Here is a 16366-nt window from a genome sequence, read left to right on the forward strand (position 1 = left end):
CCCCACATAGCGTGTTCTATGTGGGTGCACCTTGGTCTGAGGAGCCGCAGAACATGGGGTTATAATACGTCTTATTCTCGACATAAAACATACGATGTTCGTAGAGTGGGATTTACAACTCAAGACAATATGGATCTCGCCTATCACTCCTAACGCTCTCTAAAGCGTGCGATAATGGCCTGTTTTTTATCGTACACATTTGAAGGAACCAAATGACCGCTACAGAATATCTCAACGATCTGAATCAACGTTACCTCACCATCCACCGTACTAAAGAAGACTTTTTCTGGGAGACTTACATGGGCATCAGTGATGATCATGACGGGTCGACCAAAGCACAAACCGAGTGGACCAACTTTCTTAGCAATGCCGATCAAATCGCTGAGATCAAACACCAGTTGGAAGCAGCCGAATCCATTACCGATGATGCCGAGAAAAAGGCGACCCAAATCGGACTAAATGGCTGGTTAAACACATTCCAAGCACACGCGATTGAAGGGAATGAAGCGCAAGCTCTAAAAAATCAGTTGATTGAGTTCGAAGCAGGACTGTTTGAACGAAAGCAGAACCATGTACTCACTTTTACCGATGAGCATGGCAAACAAGTTGAAGGCTCACTGCCTGTGTTGGCCTCAACCATTCGTACCAACAACCATGAAGACGTCCGTCAATCGGCGCACCAAGCGCTACTTGGACTAGAGCAGTGGTTGCTACAAAATGGCTTCATTGAGCTGATCAAACTGCGCAATCAATTTGCGCGTTCTTTAGGTTACGACACATTCTTCGATTACTCCGTCGTTAAAACGGAGAAGATGACCTCAGATGAGCTGTTTGCCATTCTTGACGATTTTGAAGCTCGCACTCGTGATACTAACCTTGCTAGCCTCGCCAATCTTGCTAAAGAAAAAGGTGACAACGCGGTGACGGGCCATAACTTCGTGTACTCGTACTCAGGTGACGCAATGCGTGATCTGGACCCGTATGTGCCCTTCTCCAAGTCCCTTCGCCGCTGGGTTGAATCGTTTGGTCGTTTGAACATTGACTATTCAGGCGCAGAGCTCACGCTGGATCTGCTCGACAGAAAAGGCAAATACCCGAACGGCTTCTGTCACGGTCCTATTCCTTCGTTCTATAACCAAAACGAGTGGGTTGCAGCCAAGGTTAACTTCACCAGCAACGCCAAGCCAGACCAAGTTGGCAGCGGTTATTCTGGTATTAACACCTTGTTCCATGAAGGCGGTCACGCTGCGCACTTTGCAAACGTCAAAATGAACGCGCCGTGTTTCTCTCAAGAATTTGCGCCTACCTCTATGGCCTACGCAGAAACACAATCAATGTTCTGTGATAGCTTGCTCAACGATGCAGACTGGTTAAAACAGTACGCACTGGACGCACAAGGCAACCCTGTCCCTGACGACGTGATTAAGGCAATGATCAACAGTCGTCAGCCGTTTGCTGCTTTCTCAGAACGTAGCATCTTGGTTGTGCCTTACTTTGAACGCGCGCTGTATCAACTGAGCGATGAAGAGCTTACTCCTGAGCGCATTACCGCTCTTGCGCGCCAGTGTGAAAAACAGATTCTTGGTCTAGAGTGCAGCCCGCGCCCGCTTATGGCAATCCCTCACCTAGTGTCAGATGAAGCTGCTTGTGCCTATCACGGCTACCTGCTAGCACATATGGCGGTGTACCAGACGCGTGCTTACTTCCTCGATAAGTTTGGCTACCTAACCGACAACCCTGAAATCGGCCCTCTGCTTGCTCAGCGCTATTGGCATTCAGGCAACCAGCTTTCTCATAACGAAACCATTGTGAGCTTAACGGGTGAAGGGTTTAACGCTAAGTATTTGGCGGATGCATGTAACCTCTCTTCAGAAGAGGCTTGGGCAGCGCAGCAAGAAAAAATTGCCAGCTTAGCGACGCGCCAACAAGCGGAAGTTGCGTCATTAAACGCGACCATTAAAGTCGTCGATGGCAGCAAAGAGTTGGCAAGCAACCAAGAGTCTGATGAGGCGATGTGCGATCAATTTGAAGCCTACATCAAAGAGACTTACGGCTGTTAACCAGCTCACGACTCAACTCCCCAAGGCCGCGACGATTCGCGGCCTTTTTGATCAAGAGCTTTACTGAGCGCCCCACCAAACAGCAGATGCCCGCAGTAAACCAATGATTTATAAAATAGATTTGTAGAAAAATGCGCCTCTGTGTCATTATGCATTCAAAGCAATTCGTTGCCCTATTCAATCGCTATTCAAGGAAGAACGCATGATAAAGATCCGCAAAGCCAATGCGTCTGATGTTCAGCCTATCTACGATTTGCGCAAGCGATCCATTCTTGCCAAATGTGCTGACCACTATCAACCAGAGCAACTCGCCCTTTGGACCCAAGGTGGCGTGTCTGAAAAGCTGAAAGAGGACATTGTCGCGACCTTCTACGTTTCTGAGGTAGACGGCAACGTAGTGGGGTGTGGCAAACTTAACACCGAGACAGGCATGGTCGATGCCATATTTGTCGATCCGCCTTATTTTGGTTTGGGCGCAGCAAAAAAGATGCTGGCTTTTCTTGAGCAAATGGCTAAAGAGCACAAACTGGAAAAAATGGTCTTAGAGGCAACCCTCAATGCCGCCCCTTTCTACCGCTCTTGCGGATTTCATGGGGAGGAAATCTCGACCTATCACTCTCCACGAGGAGTGAGCTTAGATTGCGTCGTGATGGAAAAACCGCTTCAAAAGGAGAGAGCATGATTAGCCATATCGACCATATTGTTCTCACCGTCTCGGACATTGCCCATTCTATAGCGTTTTACCAACGGGTTCTGTTGATGGAAGAGGTCACCTTCGCCAACGGTCGCAAAGCGCTAAAGTTTGGAAACCAGAAGATTAATTTACAACTGTTAGGTCAGGAGCCGAGAAACCGAGCGCAAGTTGGCTCAGGAGATCTTTGTTTGATAACACGTTGGCCACTCGAGGAAGTGATTACTCACTTAACTAAAGAGCAGGTAGACATCATCGAAGGGCCAGTTGAGAAATCTGGAGCCCAAGGCCCTATTCAGTCAGTCTACTTTCTAGATCCAGACTCTAATCTGATTGAGATTAGCGTTTACTGTTAAACTAATGCGAATAGAAAACTATGAATGAAAAAATGACCGCACTATGCGGTCATTTTTTACTTTGTTTAATTGAAGACGGTTAACGAAAACGCATCGCGAGCGTAGCGGCCACATTGCGTGCCGTCATCTCCACGTTAAATGCCGCCTCTTTCAGCGCGGTGGGTAGGTCTGTTGCCCCCAACACCACACTGAACACCGCATCAATGCCGTGATCATGGACCACGCGACAATCTTGCGCAATACTGCCCGCAATACCAATCACAGGTAACTGATAGAGCTTCGCGGTACGTGCTACGCCAATTGGTGTTTTACCATGAATGGTTTGGCTATCAATGCGCCCTTCGCCCGTAATCACTAGGTCGGCATCTTTCACAACTTGAGCAAGGTTAACCGCATCCATCACTATGTTAATGCCGGGGCGAAGTGTTGCATCAAATAAGCCCAAAAGCGCCGCGCCCAGTCCACCAGCAGCTCCTGCACCCGCTTGACTGATCACATCCTTACCATTGGTTTGATGGATCATAGCAGCGTAGTGCGCGAGGTTTTGGTCAAGCTGTTCAACCATTTCAGGGGTTGCGCCCTTTTGCGGGCCAAACACATGAGAGGCGCCTTTGGGGCCACACAAAGGATTATCAACATCACAAGCGACTTCGAGTTGAATCTTTGCTAAACGAGGATCCAAACCAGACAAATCAATCTTAGCTAAACGCGCTATTGCGCCACCACCAAAAGGCAAGTCGGCTCCCTCAGCGTCGACCAGTTTCGCGCCAAGAGCTTGTGCCATTCCCACCCCACCATCATTGGTCGAGCTACCGCCAATGCCGATGATAATGTGGTTCACACCTTTATCGAGTGCCGCTTTGATAAGCTGGCCAGTACCGTAGGTTGTGGTAAGGAGCGGGTTTCGCTCACTTGGATCCACTAAGTGCAGCCCTGACGCTGCGGCCATTTCAATCACCGCAGTAGAGCCATCACCCAACAAACCATAAAACCCTTCCACAGGTTGGCCTAACGGACCGGTGACTTCCACCGTCACGATATCGCCGCCCGTGGCATCCACTAGGGACTGTACGGTACCTTCTCCTCCATCAGCCATCGGCAGTTTGATGTATTCTGCGTCAGGCATGATTTCTTTAAAGCCATTTTCAATCGCAGTTGCCACTTCCATAGCGGTTAAACTTTCTTTGTAAGAATCTGGAGCGATAACTACTTTCATATTGGTTTCCTATATTGGCTTGCTACAGCAGAACAAGACTGAGAATGTAAACTAGCGTCATGGCTGTCACGCCTTGTACCAAAGTGGCCATGGTTTGCGCGCGATACGCCAAGCCAACCGACATACGGCTAAACTGCGATACCACCCAGAAGAAGCTGTCATTGGCATGCGATACCGTCATCGCGCCGGCACCAATCGCCATCACCGTTAGCACTCGTCCCATTTCAGAGTCTAGCCCGAGTTGTGCCAACATTGGAGCCACCAATGCGGAAGTCGTAACCAGCGCAACCGTTGATGAGCCCTGCGCTGACTTCAATGCCGCCGCCACAATAAACGGCATGAAGATACCAACGCCCAACGCCGATAACGTCGTACCCAAATACTCACCGAGCGGCGTCGCTTTCAGCACGGCGCCAAATGCACCACCCGCACCAGTAATGAGTAGAATTGGCGCTGCTGACGTAATTCCTTGGCTAATACGCTCGCCAAACTCTTCCACCTTGTTGTCACTTTTTAGCAAGCGAACCGATAAGAACAGGCCAATAATCAGCGCCGTTAGCGGTTGGCCTAAGAAAGAAAGCACATCAAACACAGTGCCATCGCCTAACGGCAGGCTTGGGAACCTAGCGATAGAGCCTAAACAGATCAGAAGAATAGGGACGAAAATGGGTACGAATGCTTGGCCCGCTGTCGGCAGTTCACCATACGAAGCCTTGAGCTCTTTCCAATCTTGTTTTGCTTCAGCTAACTGATCACCGCCATCAGGCTCCACATCTTTGAATCGATTTGCCCACAACATACCTGCAATCGCTGCGGTCGCCGCCACAAAGATACCGACACCAATCACCAAACCCAGATTAGATTCAAGGCCAAGGTTGCCCGCTGCCGCAATTGGACCCGGTGTTGGCGGAACGAAGGTGTGCGTCGCATAGAGACCGGTTGCCAATGCCACACTCATCGCCACGCTGGAAGTTTTTAAACGGTTCGCGAGCGACTCTTTCAACGAGTTCAAAATCACGTATCCCGAATCACAAAATACAGGCACCGAAACGATGTAGCCAATAATGCTCATGGTGAGTGTTGGTGAGCGTTCGCCAAGCACTTTAATGACTGTATCGGCCATGGTAATGGCTGCGCCACTTTTTTCTAAGATGACACCAATGATGGTGCCCAAAACAATGACTAAGCCGATATAGCCCAAAATACCGCCAAAGCCGGAAGCGATGGTTTTTGCGATGCTATCTGCCGGTAATCCATAGGCAAATGCAGCTAAAAAGGCGGCAACGATGAGTGCTAAAAAGGGGTGTAACTTAAATTTGGTGGTTGCGAGGACGATAAAGGCTATCACCCCCAGCAAGATTAGGATAAGACTCATGATAACTCCGTTTATTATTGGTTTACTCAGGGTATGTGAAGTCGTTTCACACACTCAGGGTGTCTGTAGGGACGGGGCTATTATTGAGCGATTCGAGCCACATTCCTTTATGCAAAGTGACAAATTTATCAATTCAAAAGGCAACATAAACTGTCAACTTGCACAAAAACCCAATGGTAATCACAAGCATTTTAAGGCTAGATATAACTGCACCTTATGATCTAACTTGTTGATTTTTAGATTAGTCACCTCTTCTATCTTTTCCAATCGGTAACGGAGTGTATTTCGGTGAATATGTAGCGCTGCACAAGTTTGAGCCAGATCGCAATCTTGGTCAAAAAATACGCGAAGTGTTTTAAGCAATGCGCCCTTGCTGTCTTGTTGTTGGAGCTTGACCAGTGGTTCTAGTAGCTGTGCTTGCCTCCACTCGTCTTGTTTTAAGCCACCCACTAACACCGATAGCTTATGATCTTGGTAGAAAAGAATGGCGTCTTTGCTCTGCTTTGCGCCATCTAGCGTTGCTTTGGCGGTATCGTAAGAACGCGCTAAACCTGCCAGCCCCGGGAAATACTGCCCCATCGCAATCTGGATCGAAAAGTCCGATTCTTGCTCTACGCGCTTAAGAAGCTTTTTCACACGGCGCCGCTCTTCCAAGTGATTCCAGATACCATCAACCAATGTCACGGGTTTGAGTACCACCACTTCATTCATCGATACCGAGACGATACCAACGATATTGTTTCGCTCTGGATACTCGAGCAAGTGGACCAATTTCTGAAGGTGCTCCAGTGTTAAAGGCTGCCCTTTTTTGGGGATCACTTTCACTGCGGCGGCAATTCGGGGTTGAGAAAGATTGAGATCCAAACGCTCAGCGATCGATAACAGTTGGTTTTCATTTAATGTAGAGCCTTGAATAAGCTGGAGAAGTAACTCTTCACGATGACGTTTGTTCCACTGAATCTGCGCCATCATGGCTTCTTGTTCGACAATCAATTCAGCGGTCATTTTGACAAGCTCACCATAGCGCCTGACTTCATCGGGTTGACCTGATATGCCCACCACACCAATGACCAACTCTTGGTGAAGAATAGGGAGGTTGATCCCCTCTTTGACGCCATTTAAGGTGCTGGCTACGGTCTTGTTGATTTCAACCGTACGATTATCGTGGATCGCTAACAGCGCGCCTTCATGCGTACGGTGCAAACGGGAAGGGTCACTAGAGCCGATGATCTGTCCGTTTTCATCCATCACGTTAACGGGAAATTGAATAATTTTTGTCGCTCGCTCTACGATTTGGCGAGCAATTAGCGTGTTTAACTGCATAGGTGTGCCTTGTGATCACCCACTCTCGGTATTTTGCTTAACATATCACAAGGGCACCTCGAATCACGCAGGGCAAATTCGACTCGCTCACAGAGAGAATAAAAAAATGCCCGAGGCTCTCCCTCAGGCACAATTTAGTTCAGGTTATTCATACTGGGCTAGCCAGTGTTTTAACAGCACATTGAGCTCAGTCTGCTGTTCATGACTCAGTCCGGCGACTAAGTGAGTCTGCACACCCACGTGCTCCTCAATGATTTGGTCAATCAAGTTCAATCCCTCTTGAGTCAGCTCAACGGTCACACTGCGACGGTCTTCTTTGCTGTGCTGACGGCTGATCAAACTTTTGGCTTCTAACTTGTCGAGACGATTGGTCATGGCGCCCGACGTCAGCATCATGGAATTAATCAACTCTGAAGGCGTTAAACGAAACGGCGCGCCACTTCGACGCAAAGTCGCGAGCACATCAAACTCACCAAGCTTTAAGTCATACCGCTTGTGCAGCTCTGCAACCTCAGACTCCATGTACTTTGCAATTCGCATTAAGCGACCCATGATCGCCATAGGCTGAGTATCCAAATCTGGCTTCTCATCGGCCCACTGGCTCACCACTTTATCTATCGCATCCATGAATCTCTCTCTTACTCCCATAGCAAACTCGAAGTATCTTAACATAAAGGTACTTTACAAACAGCAATGTGAGGAGTAAGTTTAACTTAAAGTATCTTAATATGAAGATAAATGATGAACATATTGCTTGCGATGATCCCCGCCTTCTTTTGGGGAACCACTTATGCCGTTACCCAATACACACTCGCGGATTGGCCGCCTTTGTTGTTAGGGGCGATAAGAGCGCTCCCTGCTGGTCTGCTGCTGCTGGCATTCAAACCCAGTTTACCTAAGGCGCAAGATTGGGGCGTTCTTGTTCGCTTGGGCTTTATCAACATTGCCACCTTCTTTGTTCTGATCTTTGTTATGGCGCTCACGCTGCCATCAGCCATTTCTGGGGTGGGAATGATTTCAGTGCCAGTATTCGCGATGCTCTACACTTGGTTGCGATACAAAAAACGCCCGGGTCGACTGCAGGCGGTCAGTGGGGCGGCACTGATTGCTCTAGCTTGGATGCTGTTTGATCCACGCTCCATCAGCTTAAACCCCGTTGGTTTGGCGGCGATGCTTGGCGCAATCAGCTGCATTATTGTCGGCAGTTCATTAACCAAATCACTGGGTGAGCGTATTCACTGGTGGACAGTATTGAGCTGGCAACTGATTCTGGGCGGCGCAATCCTAACGCTTGCTGCCATCATCCATAGCATGATTCAACCCGCCCAATACGCCGCGGCGATTGAGCAACTCTCGATGACCAACGTGCTAGGGCTACTTTGGGTTGTTCTACTCAATACTGCGCTGGGCTACGGTCTGTATGTGTGGTTATTGCAACGCATGTCTGTGGTCGATTTTACCTTTGGCGGTATTGCTAACCCTGTGGCGGGGATCGTATCTGGGCTACTGCTGCTCGGAGAGTCTTTTACCCCCGTGCAATACAGCTTAATGGTAGGCATGATCGCGATGTCGCTGTTACCCCAAGTGGTAGACAGCTTGCGCTCCCAAGCCAAAGCACAAAGGCATGCAGAAATAAATTAGAGTGGTAAGCCTCATCAACAAGGCGTGCAAGTGGATACAGCGCGGTTTTCTATCACTTTCGGGATAGTGATGGAAAACTTTGCACCGCCGAGAGGGCTTTGGCTGACGGCCAATCGCCAGCCAAGATTCTTCGCTGCTTGATTGGCGATCGCCAAACCTAAACCAAAGCCGCCTTGATTTAAGTTTCGGCTCGCATCTAAACGCGAGAAAGCAATGAAGATTTCTTCTTGTTTCTCTTCAGGTATACCTTCACCGTTGTCTTCAACATGGATCAGATAACAGGTTTGGTCCTGCTCGATCGACACTTCAACTTTACCCTTACCATATTTGTTCGCGTTCTTGATCAAATTATCGAGCACCAACTTAGCGTAACAATCGCAGCCATAGACCTTAGGGTCATCCAACGCTTGTTGAATAGCAAGTGTCGCGCTGCCCGGCTCTGCGATACTTTGGATGCGATCTTGGCAGAGCTCTACCAACGAAAAACGGGTCGGCTCTAGCTGCATTTCTCTATGCTGGTTTGTCAGCTTTGCCAACTTGAGGATGTCTGACGTTAACTGTGAAATATCGCCAATATAACGGTCTATTTGATCAAATAGGTCGTTTTTATTGACGGTATCCTCTCGCCTTAGCAGATCACTGGCCATCTGAATACGCGTCAACGGCGTTCGAATCTCATGAGGAATGGCATAAGAGAAGATTTGCGCCTGTTTGACGCGAGCTTCAATATCGTCCGCCATGTAATTGAAACTCTCGGCGATCTCTTTCATCGGTGACAGAGCACTCGGCTCAGCGCGCACGCTCAGATCTCCCTGACCAAAGACGCGCTGCGTGTGGAGTAGCTTTTTAACACGTCGATTAATCATCACAAGCGGCGTGTATATCAGAAGCCCGATCACCAAACCAATCAGAGTAAACAGGGCGGTAAAAAACTGTGTATCTTCATCCTCATACCACTCTTCGTGAGTGTGAGAGGGCTCTTCAATTTCAGTCAGTAGTAAAAACTTGTCGCTGTTGGGAATGGGTAACGCGGAAGAGAAATAGTCATCGTCACGAACGTACACCTTGGGCCCTGTATCACTGACAAGCATTACGCACTCTTTACACCGCTCGCCCGCCACCTCACTGTTATCCACCAATGAGAGCGTGTAGTTATAGAACACTAACTCGTCTTGACTGTTTAGCCTTTCGTATAGCCCATCTGGTTCGCCCTTAGTTTCGAGATAACGCTTTACATGAATGGCAGAGCTCTCAACAAACGAATCAATGTCTCCTTGTAGCATGTAGCCGTCAGTAAGTTTGGTAAACAAGGTAATAGTACCCAGAATACTGACCACTCCCGTCAGGTAGAGATAGGTGAAGATTGAGCGACTTTTTTTGCGTTTTACCATCATGGGGCCCATTCCTAAAAGACGGGCACAAACTAACACAAGTTGGTTTGATTTTACACGGCAGACAAAATTCAGGAGGCACAAAAAAGCCTATCGAGCAATTCGACAGGCTTAGCAAAAAAGAGTGTACAAGAAGTTAAAAACTAAAGCCGACGCTCGCTGAAGCGGTGACCTGTTCCAACTGGGTGTCTGTCGCGGCCGCAAAACGAGTACTCACATGATCTGACATGTTATGGGTGACACCGATTGCAACTGCCTCATAGCCTTGCGCATGACCAACGCCAACCGACACCATAGTGTCACCGACATACCTAGGCTGTACCAAACCAGCGATAGCTGCCATTGTTGCCACAGAACGTTTAACACCTTCTAAGTCTGACTCTAGCGAACTTACTCGGCTCTCCACTTTGTCCAAACGCTGGCTGTTTGAAATAGAGCGAGATGTCGTAGAGTAAAGCTCTTGCTCTGCCGCTGTCATACGGTTGTTACGCAAGGTGTTGATCTGTTCTTGAGCGACAATATGATCATCTAGCTTGGCTCCAACATGAGAAGTGGCTTGTTTCGCTGCAACAATCTCCTCATCTTGTGTCGTATCTTTCGTTTGTTGAGCTGTGATGTGATCGCTTACTTTGGTGTCGACATTTGCAATGGCTGAATCTTGTGCGGAGTCTTTGGTCGCTTGAGTCGCGATGTGGTTGTCTACTTTTGTATCAACACTAGCAATCGCCGAGTCTTGAGCCGAATCCCTTGTTGCTTGCGCTGCAATGTGATTGTCTACTTTTGTATCAACACTAACAATTGCAGAGTCTTGAGCCGAGTCCCTCGTTGCTTGCGCTGCAATGTGATTGTTCACTTTTGTAGCAACATCTGCAATCGCCGAGTCTTGCGCCGAATCCCTTGTTGCTTGCGCTGCAATGTGAGTGTCCACTTTTGTATCAACGCTAGCAATCGCCGAGTCTTGAGCCGAATCCCTTGTTGCTTGCGCTGCAATGTGATTGTCTACTTTTGTATCAACACTAACAATTGCAGAGTCTTGAGCCGAGTTCCTCGTTGCTTGCGCTGCGATATGAGTATCCACTTTTGTATCAACGCTAGCAATTGCCGAGTCTTGCGCCGACTCTTTGGTCGCTTGTGTTGCAATGTGAGTATTTACTTTCGTATTAACGTCAGCAATGGTTGAAGTGTTTGCAGTAATACGGCTATCTAGTTGAGAATCAGCGACTTGGCGAGCGGTTGACTCATTCGAAACAGCGTTGGAACTGGTCACTAGCTGGTTCTGCAACGATGTTACTGTAGACTTATCAGCTTTAGATGAGGAAGCTGATGCAGCTGCAGACTCTGCAATAGACTTAGCAAAGTCGTACGACAAAGTAGGAACGTAAATAACATCTTCAACCGTTCTGCCATTTTCTTTCACTGGGTCGCCATTTTCATCCAGACGTGTGGAACGAAACTGAAGAGAATTGCGATAAAACATCAACTCTACGTTCTGATTGCCATTTTTTACCGTCATACTGGCATGGCCTTTTTCGTATTCTTGAGTTGCATCTGGGTTTGTGTAAAACCAGCCTTCAACATTATCATTGCCAAATTGTTTACTCGTCTTGACGGTATCCGAGCCAAGATTTGCCGCTGTCGCTGGTAGAGAAAGTGCCGATACAATCGCGGTCACTAAGAAGAGCTTTTTCATGCTTAACCTTATAATTTTTTATTTTAGGTTTAAGTTTTTCGCCACATTCATAGCTCTGTCGTCAAGCCTGCACTATGAATGCACCGATTAAACGATAAGTTTTCTCGCCCAAAAATTGGGGCCAGAAATATAAACACTAAATTGCATAAACAAAACCAATAACCCCAACTTATAGAAACTTAACGATAAATTTGCCGCGAAAACGTTACAACAAAGATAAAAATTTGACTTTATCAATAAAATCACAACCTTATATCCACAAACAAAATAATGTTAAGTGTATATTTAGAACACATTTACTCTATCCGTTGTCCAGTGACAATAGGTTTAAAGATGTAAACGGAGGTAGTAATACTTCGATGAATCGCTATGCGCCAAGTGATTAAAACAGTGCCATGCTCAGTGCTATTACTCCTGTTAGCAGGATAATTAGGATGGGGCATTTTTAAATTGGCGTAGCTTGGGCAGGGAGGATTACACTAAAGTGTAGTAGAACTAAACGGTCAACTTAGCCAGACAGACACAAAGGCGAGTAAAAAGGGGAAGAAGACTGCCGACCCTATACGGCAGTCCAGATATCAAAACGCCAGTCAAGCGGGTTAAATGCTAAGCATCACCTTGATCGATCGAACGGATAATACGGCACGGGTTGCCTGCCGCGACAACATTGGAAGGAATATCTTTCGTCACTACGCTACCGGCACCAATGACACTGTTAGCACCAATGGTAACGCCCGGACAAACGATCACACCACCGCCGAGCCACACGTTATCACCAATCGTAATCGGTGTACCAAACTCAACGCCCTCTTCTACGCGCCCTTTTACATCTAATGGGTGGCCTGCCGTGTAAATTTGTACATTCGGCGCGAACAGCACATTATCACCAATGTGCACCTCTGCCACATCGAGCACCACGCAGTTGAAATTAGCGTAGAAGTTTTTGCCGAGTTTTATGTTCGAGCCGTAATCACAACGAAATGGCGGTTCGAGATACGCCCCCTCGGAATCCGGAATCAAACGGTCAACAGCGCTTCGCCACTCTGGGGTATTTGGAATGCTATTGTTTAGTGTTTGCAACACCTTACGGCACTCAATACGTTCGTTGAACAGTTCTTCGTCCCACGCTTCATAAGGCTCACCTGCGAGCATTTTCTCTTTTTCGCTTCTCATCACTCAGTTACCTTTAACCACAGCACATCATAGGCTGCCAGCAAAATATCTTCACCGACCAGTTCCTTACCAGATAGTAAGTCTCGGGTTCGCCTTGCCCCCAAAATATCGCATATCGACGCCGGAATTGATTGCGAGGATTCGGCGAAATTACAGAGAGCGAGAAGTTGCTCACCCTTTGCGTTAGTTCGGCAGTAGGCAAAAAGTTGCGAACGATAAGTTTCTAAAATCTCAGTCTTTGCATTACCAAACTCAGGGTGATTTCTACGCAGTGCAATCATCTGTTTAAGATCTTGGTTGATGCGATGCTGATAACTGCCTTTGGTTTCTGCCAATGCGACCGCTTCTGCGCTAATTTGAGGTCGGTTCACCCAGCGCGCATCTTCGCGTTTAAACTCATCATTCAAGTAGCTGTGATCGTTCAAGATACCTAGCTCATCACCTTGATAAATCAGCGGAATACCACCGATGCTCAAGTTGATGCTATTAAGCAGACGAATACGCATCAATGCGTGCTCAATCGCTTGTGAATCATCCGCTTCTATCGCTTTTTCTAGCCCAGCAAGAGAGGCCAAAGAGCCACATACTCGGCAATCGCCCGTGGTTGGGTTTTCTTGGAATGGCACACCTTGAGAGAATGAACCGTCGAATTTGCCAGTGTAGAACTGGTTTAGGAAGCGGCGATGCTCATAGCCATTAATGCCAAGCTGCTCAGCGACTGCATCATCAAACGTCCAGCCAATATCGTCGTGACAACGAATGTAGTTTACCCATGAACACTGGTCTGAAATCTCAAAGCTTTTCTTTAATGATGCTGTCAGTAGCTTGGTTTCACGTGTTGCCAAGCTTTCCCACATCAGCGCCATCATCAGTGGGTTGTAGGACAATTGACACTCTTCTTTGTCGATGTACTGTGCCACCTCATCTGGGTGCACAATCGCTTCAGATTTAAATAACACAGCAGGCGCTGCAATCTGCAAACAGGTGTTGAAACACTGAATCAGAGTATGCGCCTTCGGCAAGCTTTCACATTGGGTCCATTTCTCTTTCCAAATAAACGCCAAGGCGTCCAAACGCAGACCTTCACAACCGATGTTAGCTAGAAACAGCATCTCATCAGTAATCGCGTTAAATACTGCAGGATTTGAGTAATTGAGATCCCATTGGAAGCTGTTGAATGTCGTCCAAACGTACTTCTCTACATCTTCTAAGAAAGTGAAGCTGCCACGACGAACGGTTGGGAAGATCTCGCGACAGGTTTGGTTGTATTCGTTCACTTCTTGCTTATCGGTGAAGAAGTAGTAAAAGTCTTCAAACTCAGGGTTGCCCTTACGCGCTTGCTCTGCCCAGTGGTGTTCATCTGAGGTGTGGTTGAACACGAAGTCCAGCACTAGGCTGATGCCCTCGTCTGATAGTGCTTCTGCCAGTTGCACTAGATCTTTCTCTGTGCCTAGCTTTGGATCGACCTTGCGGTAATCCGACACGGCATAGCCGCCATCGCTGTCTCCTTCTGGTGCTTTATAAATCGGCATCAGATGCAGATAGTTGATCCCCAGAGACTTGAGGTATGGGATCTTCATTTGTAGCTTTTTCAAATCACCCGCAAACAGGTCCACATACACCGCCATACCGAGCATTTTTTCACTGCGGTACCAACTTGGATTACCGAGACGCTTTTCATCCAAGTTCTTCCATTTACGTTTGCGACCGGCAAAGGCTTTGGCAAGCACAACCACCAGCTTTTGTAGGTGCAAGAAGAAGTCATAACGCTCACCATAAAGCGTGTGCAGTTGCCCAACTAAAGATGGAAAGTGCTGCGCCAGACGTTCAAGAAACACCTTCTCATCTTTCTTGGTTAGCTTTGGCAATTCAACCGAATCAAGAACTTGCTGCAGTGCTTGTTGGGTTTGTCGTTCGTTTAACATATTTTCTCTCCTGCCAAGCTAGATACTTGAACGTTGCGCAATGCCAGCGAGCCACTATCCACGTTTAGGGCGACACTTGCTTGCGTTTCTTTGGCGTAAACAAGGTTGGTAAAGCTGAATTGGCCAGCATTGATCAGCAACTCGACTGAGCCTTTGTCGATCAACACTTCGACTTGGAATTCATTCTCAATCGGTAAGGTCACGCGATAGTCGTGTGGGAAGTGTTCATCAATGCGTTCCGAGCCGAACTGACCACGACGTACAGAGCGCACTTCTATGCCTTGTTCGACACAAACAAACTCAAAGTAAGCCGGATTGTCTTGGTACACATTCAGGTGCAACTTTTGTGTGTCTTGTAGCGTCACATCAGCGCTAAACTTCATGACTTCTTGCAAGCTGTAAAGGCTAATTGCTTGTTCGTCACTTGGCTCTGGCGTTTGCACATCAAGACTTAACGCCTGATTAAGCTCTCTAACAAAGCGTTGTCCAACACGTAACCCTGCTTTACCTTCAAACAGGAAAAGCTCACGAGGCATAGCCATCGAACTGCGAAACTCTTGGGTTGGCAATTCAAGCGAGTACTGATGATTACTCATCCATGTACTGACGATACGTCGACCATCTTCAGCAGGGATGTCAGAAAATGACTGAGTCGCGTAGTAATCACGACCGAAATCGAGCCACAATACGGTCTCTGGATGATTGTGATTGATGAAGGTTTCGCCATCAAAGTCGCCGATAAAATACTGTGTACCTGCTCCGCCACAGTGAGCGCCTTCACCGATGCCAACCACCAATACCCAACGTGTTTCTTGCGAGCCTTCGATAGACAGTTCAAACAAGTCTGGGCATTCCCACGGACCTTTACTGTGCGCACCATGACGGTAGCCAAACTCGCTCACTAAACGCCAATCCAATAGGTTGGTCGAACGGTAGAACTCGATATGTTGACCACAAGACACCACCATCACCCACGCTTGGCTTTGCTCATGCCAAATCACCTTAGGGTCACGGAAATCCGGATTACCCCGTGCAGTAATGATCGGTGCGCCATTGGCGAACTTCTTCCACATAATGCCATCTTGGCTATAAGCGAGAGACTGCTGCTGAATTGGATCTTCAATTTCAGTGCCATCAGCCAACGTCGCTTTAGGTTGAATGAACGAGGTGTAGAACGCTAATAAGCCTGGTTTGCCAACCTCAAATAAACCTGAGGTGTTGTGCCAATCGACAATTGCACTACCGGAGAAGCACATGCCAGATTCATCTGGATACAGTGCAGGCTCAAGCTCTTGCCAATCTATCAAGTTGGTGCTGATTTTGTGTCCCCAGTGCATTGGTCCCCAAACCGTATCACTTGGGTAATACTGGTAGAACTGGTGATAATCACCATTGAAGAACACCAATCCGTTTGGATCGTTCATCCAACCTGAGTTAGGCGTCATATGCAATAAAGGGCGATACTGTTCGCTCATAAGCCAATCCAATGTTGTAGTGAATATTTCTAGGTTTGGACGCGACGAAA

At 47.6% G+C, this 16366-nt stretch carries 13 protein-coding genes; 4 read left to right on the top strand and 9 right to left on the bottom strand.

Going from position 1 to position 16366, the window contains the following annotated elements; translation table 11 throughout:
- The first annotated feature begins 212 nt into the window (after positions 1 to 212).
- The 3 genes from ACUALS_RS21260 (at position 213) to ACUALS_RS21270 (ending at position 3107) form a co-directional block, all read left to right on the top strand.
- Positions 213 to 2060, top strand: coding sequence for a M3 family metallopeptidase (locus ACUALS_RS21260; RefSeq protein WP_454449640.1), 1848 nt, complete (start codon positions 213 to 215; stop codon positions 2058 to 2060).
- A gap of 202 nt (positions 2061 to 2262) precedes the next feature.
- On the top strand, positions 2263 to 2742 hold the full coding sequence (locus ACUALS_RS21265) for a GNAT family N-acetyltransferase (RefSeq protein ID WP_454449641.1): 480 nt from the start codon (positions 2263 to 2265) through the stop codon (positions 2740 to 2742).
- A complete protein-coding gene (locus ACUALS_RS21270) occupies positions 2739 to 3107 on the top strand; it encodes a VOC family protein (protein ID WP_454449642.1) in 369 nt (122 codons plus the stop codon). Before ACUALS_RS21265 ends, ACUALS_RS21270 begins: the two co-directional genes overlap by 4 nt.
- A gap of 79 nt (positions 3108 to 3186) precedes the next feature.
- Here the strand turns inward: ACUALS_RS21270 and ACUALS_RS21275 are convergent, their stop codons facing one another.
- The 4 genes from ACUALS_RS21275 to ACUALS_RS21290 form a co-directional block, all read right to left on the bottom strand.
- Entirely contained in the window at positions 3187 to 4323 is a 1137-nt protein-coding gene (locus ACUALS_RS21275) for a glycerate kinase (RefSeq protein WP_454449643.1), read from the bottom strand.
- A 22-nt stretch (positions 4324 to 4345) separates the two neighbouring features.
- Positions 4346 to 5698 (bottom strand): GntP family permease, encoded by a 1353-nt coding sequence (locus ACUALS_RS21280; protein WP_454449644.1) that lies wholly within the window; start codon positions 5696 to 5698, stop codon positions 4346 to 4348.
- 180 nt (positions 5699 to 5878) lie between these two features.
- Positions 5879 to 7021, bottom strand: coding sequence for a sugar diacid recognition domain-containing protein (locus ACUALS_RS21285; protein WP_454449645.1), 1143 nt, complete (start codon positions 7019 to 7021; stop codon positions 5879 to 5881).
- Positions 7022 to 7165: 144 nt separating this feature from the next.
- Complete coding sequence (locus tag ACUALS_RS21290; RefSeq protein ID WP_454449646.1) at positions 7166 to 7648, bottom strand: MarR family winged helix-turn-helix transcriptional regulator; 483 nt, start codon at positions 7646 to 7648, stop codon at positions 7166 to 7168.
- Between the two features lie 114 nt (positions 7649 to 7762).
- Between ACUALS_RS21290 and ACUALS_RS21295 the strand changes: the two genes are divergently transcribed.
- On the top strand, positions 7763 to 8662 hold the full coding sequence (locus ACUALS_RS21295) for a DMT family transporter (RefSeq protein WP_454450022.1): 900 nt from the start codon (positions 7763 to 7765) through the stop codon (positions 8660 to 8662).
- 14 nt (positions 8663 to 8676) lie between these two features.
- Here ACUALS_RS21295 and ACUALS_RS21300 read toward each other — a convergent pair whose 3' ends face one another.
- The 5 genes from ACUALS_RS21300 to ACUALS_RS21320 all read right to left on the bottom strand — a co-directional run bounded on the left by ACUALS_RS21300 (position 8677) and on the right by ACUALS_RS21320 (position 16316).
- Entirely contained in the window at positions 8677 to 10056 is a 1380-nt protein-coding gene (locus ACUALS_RS21300) for a sensor histidine kinase (protein WP_454449647.1), read from the bottom strand.
- Between the two features lie 133 nt (positions 10057 to 10189).
- The gene (locus tag ACUALS_RS21305; protein ID WP_454449648.1) at positions 10190 to 11743 is read right to left on the bottom strand and encodes a YadA C-terminal domain-containing protein; all 1554 of its coding nucleotides are present in this window, start codon (positions 11741 to 11743) and stop codon (positions 10190 to 10192) included.
- A 606-nt stretch (positions 11744 to 12349) separates the two neighbouring features.
- On the bottom strand, positions 12350 to 12916 hold the full coding sequence (locus ACUALS_RS21310) for a sugar O-acetyltransferase (protein WP_331399172.1): 567 nt from the start codon (positions 12914 to 12916) through the stop codon (positions 12350 to 12352).
- Positions 12916 to 14841: an alpha-amylase family protein gene (locus ACUALS_RS21315; protein ID WP_454449649.1), complete on the bottom strand. Its 1926-nt coding sequence runs from the start codon at positions 14839 to 14841 to the stop codon at positions 12916 to 12918. The genes ACUALS_RS21310 and ACUALS_RS21315 overlap by 1 nt, the downstream gene beginning before the upstream one ends.
- Positions 14835 to 16316: a glycoside hydrolase family 32 protein gene (locus tag ACUALS_RS21320; RefSeq protein WP_454449650.1), complete on the bottom strand. Its 1482-nt coding sequence runs from the start codon at positions 16314 to 16316 to the stop codon at positions 14835 to 14837. Before ACUALS_RS21320 ends, ACUALS_RS21315 begins: the two co-directional genes overlap by 7 nt.
- Between the last annotated feature and the right edge of the window lie 50 nt (positions 16317 to 16366).

The sequence above is a fragment of the Vibrio sp. NH-7 genome (genome assembly GCF_053643215.1).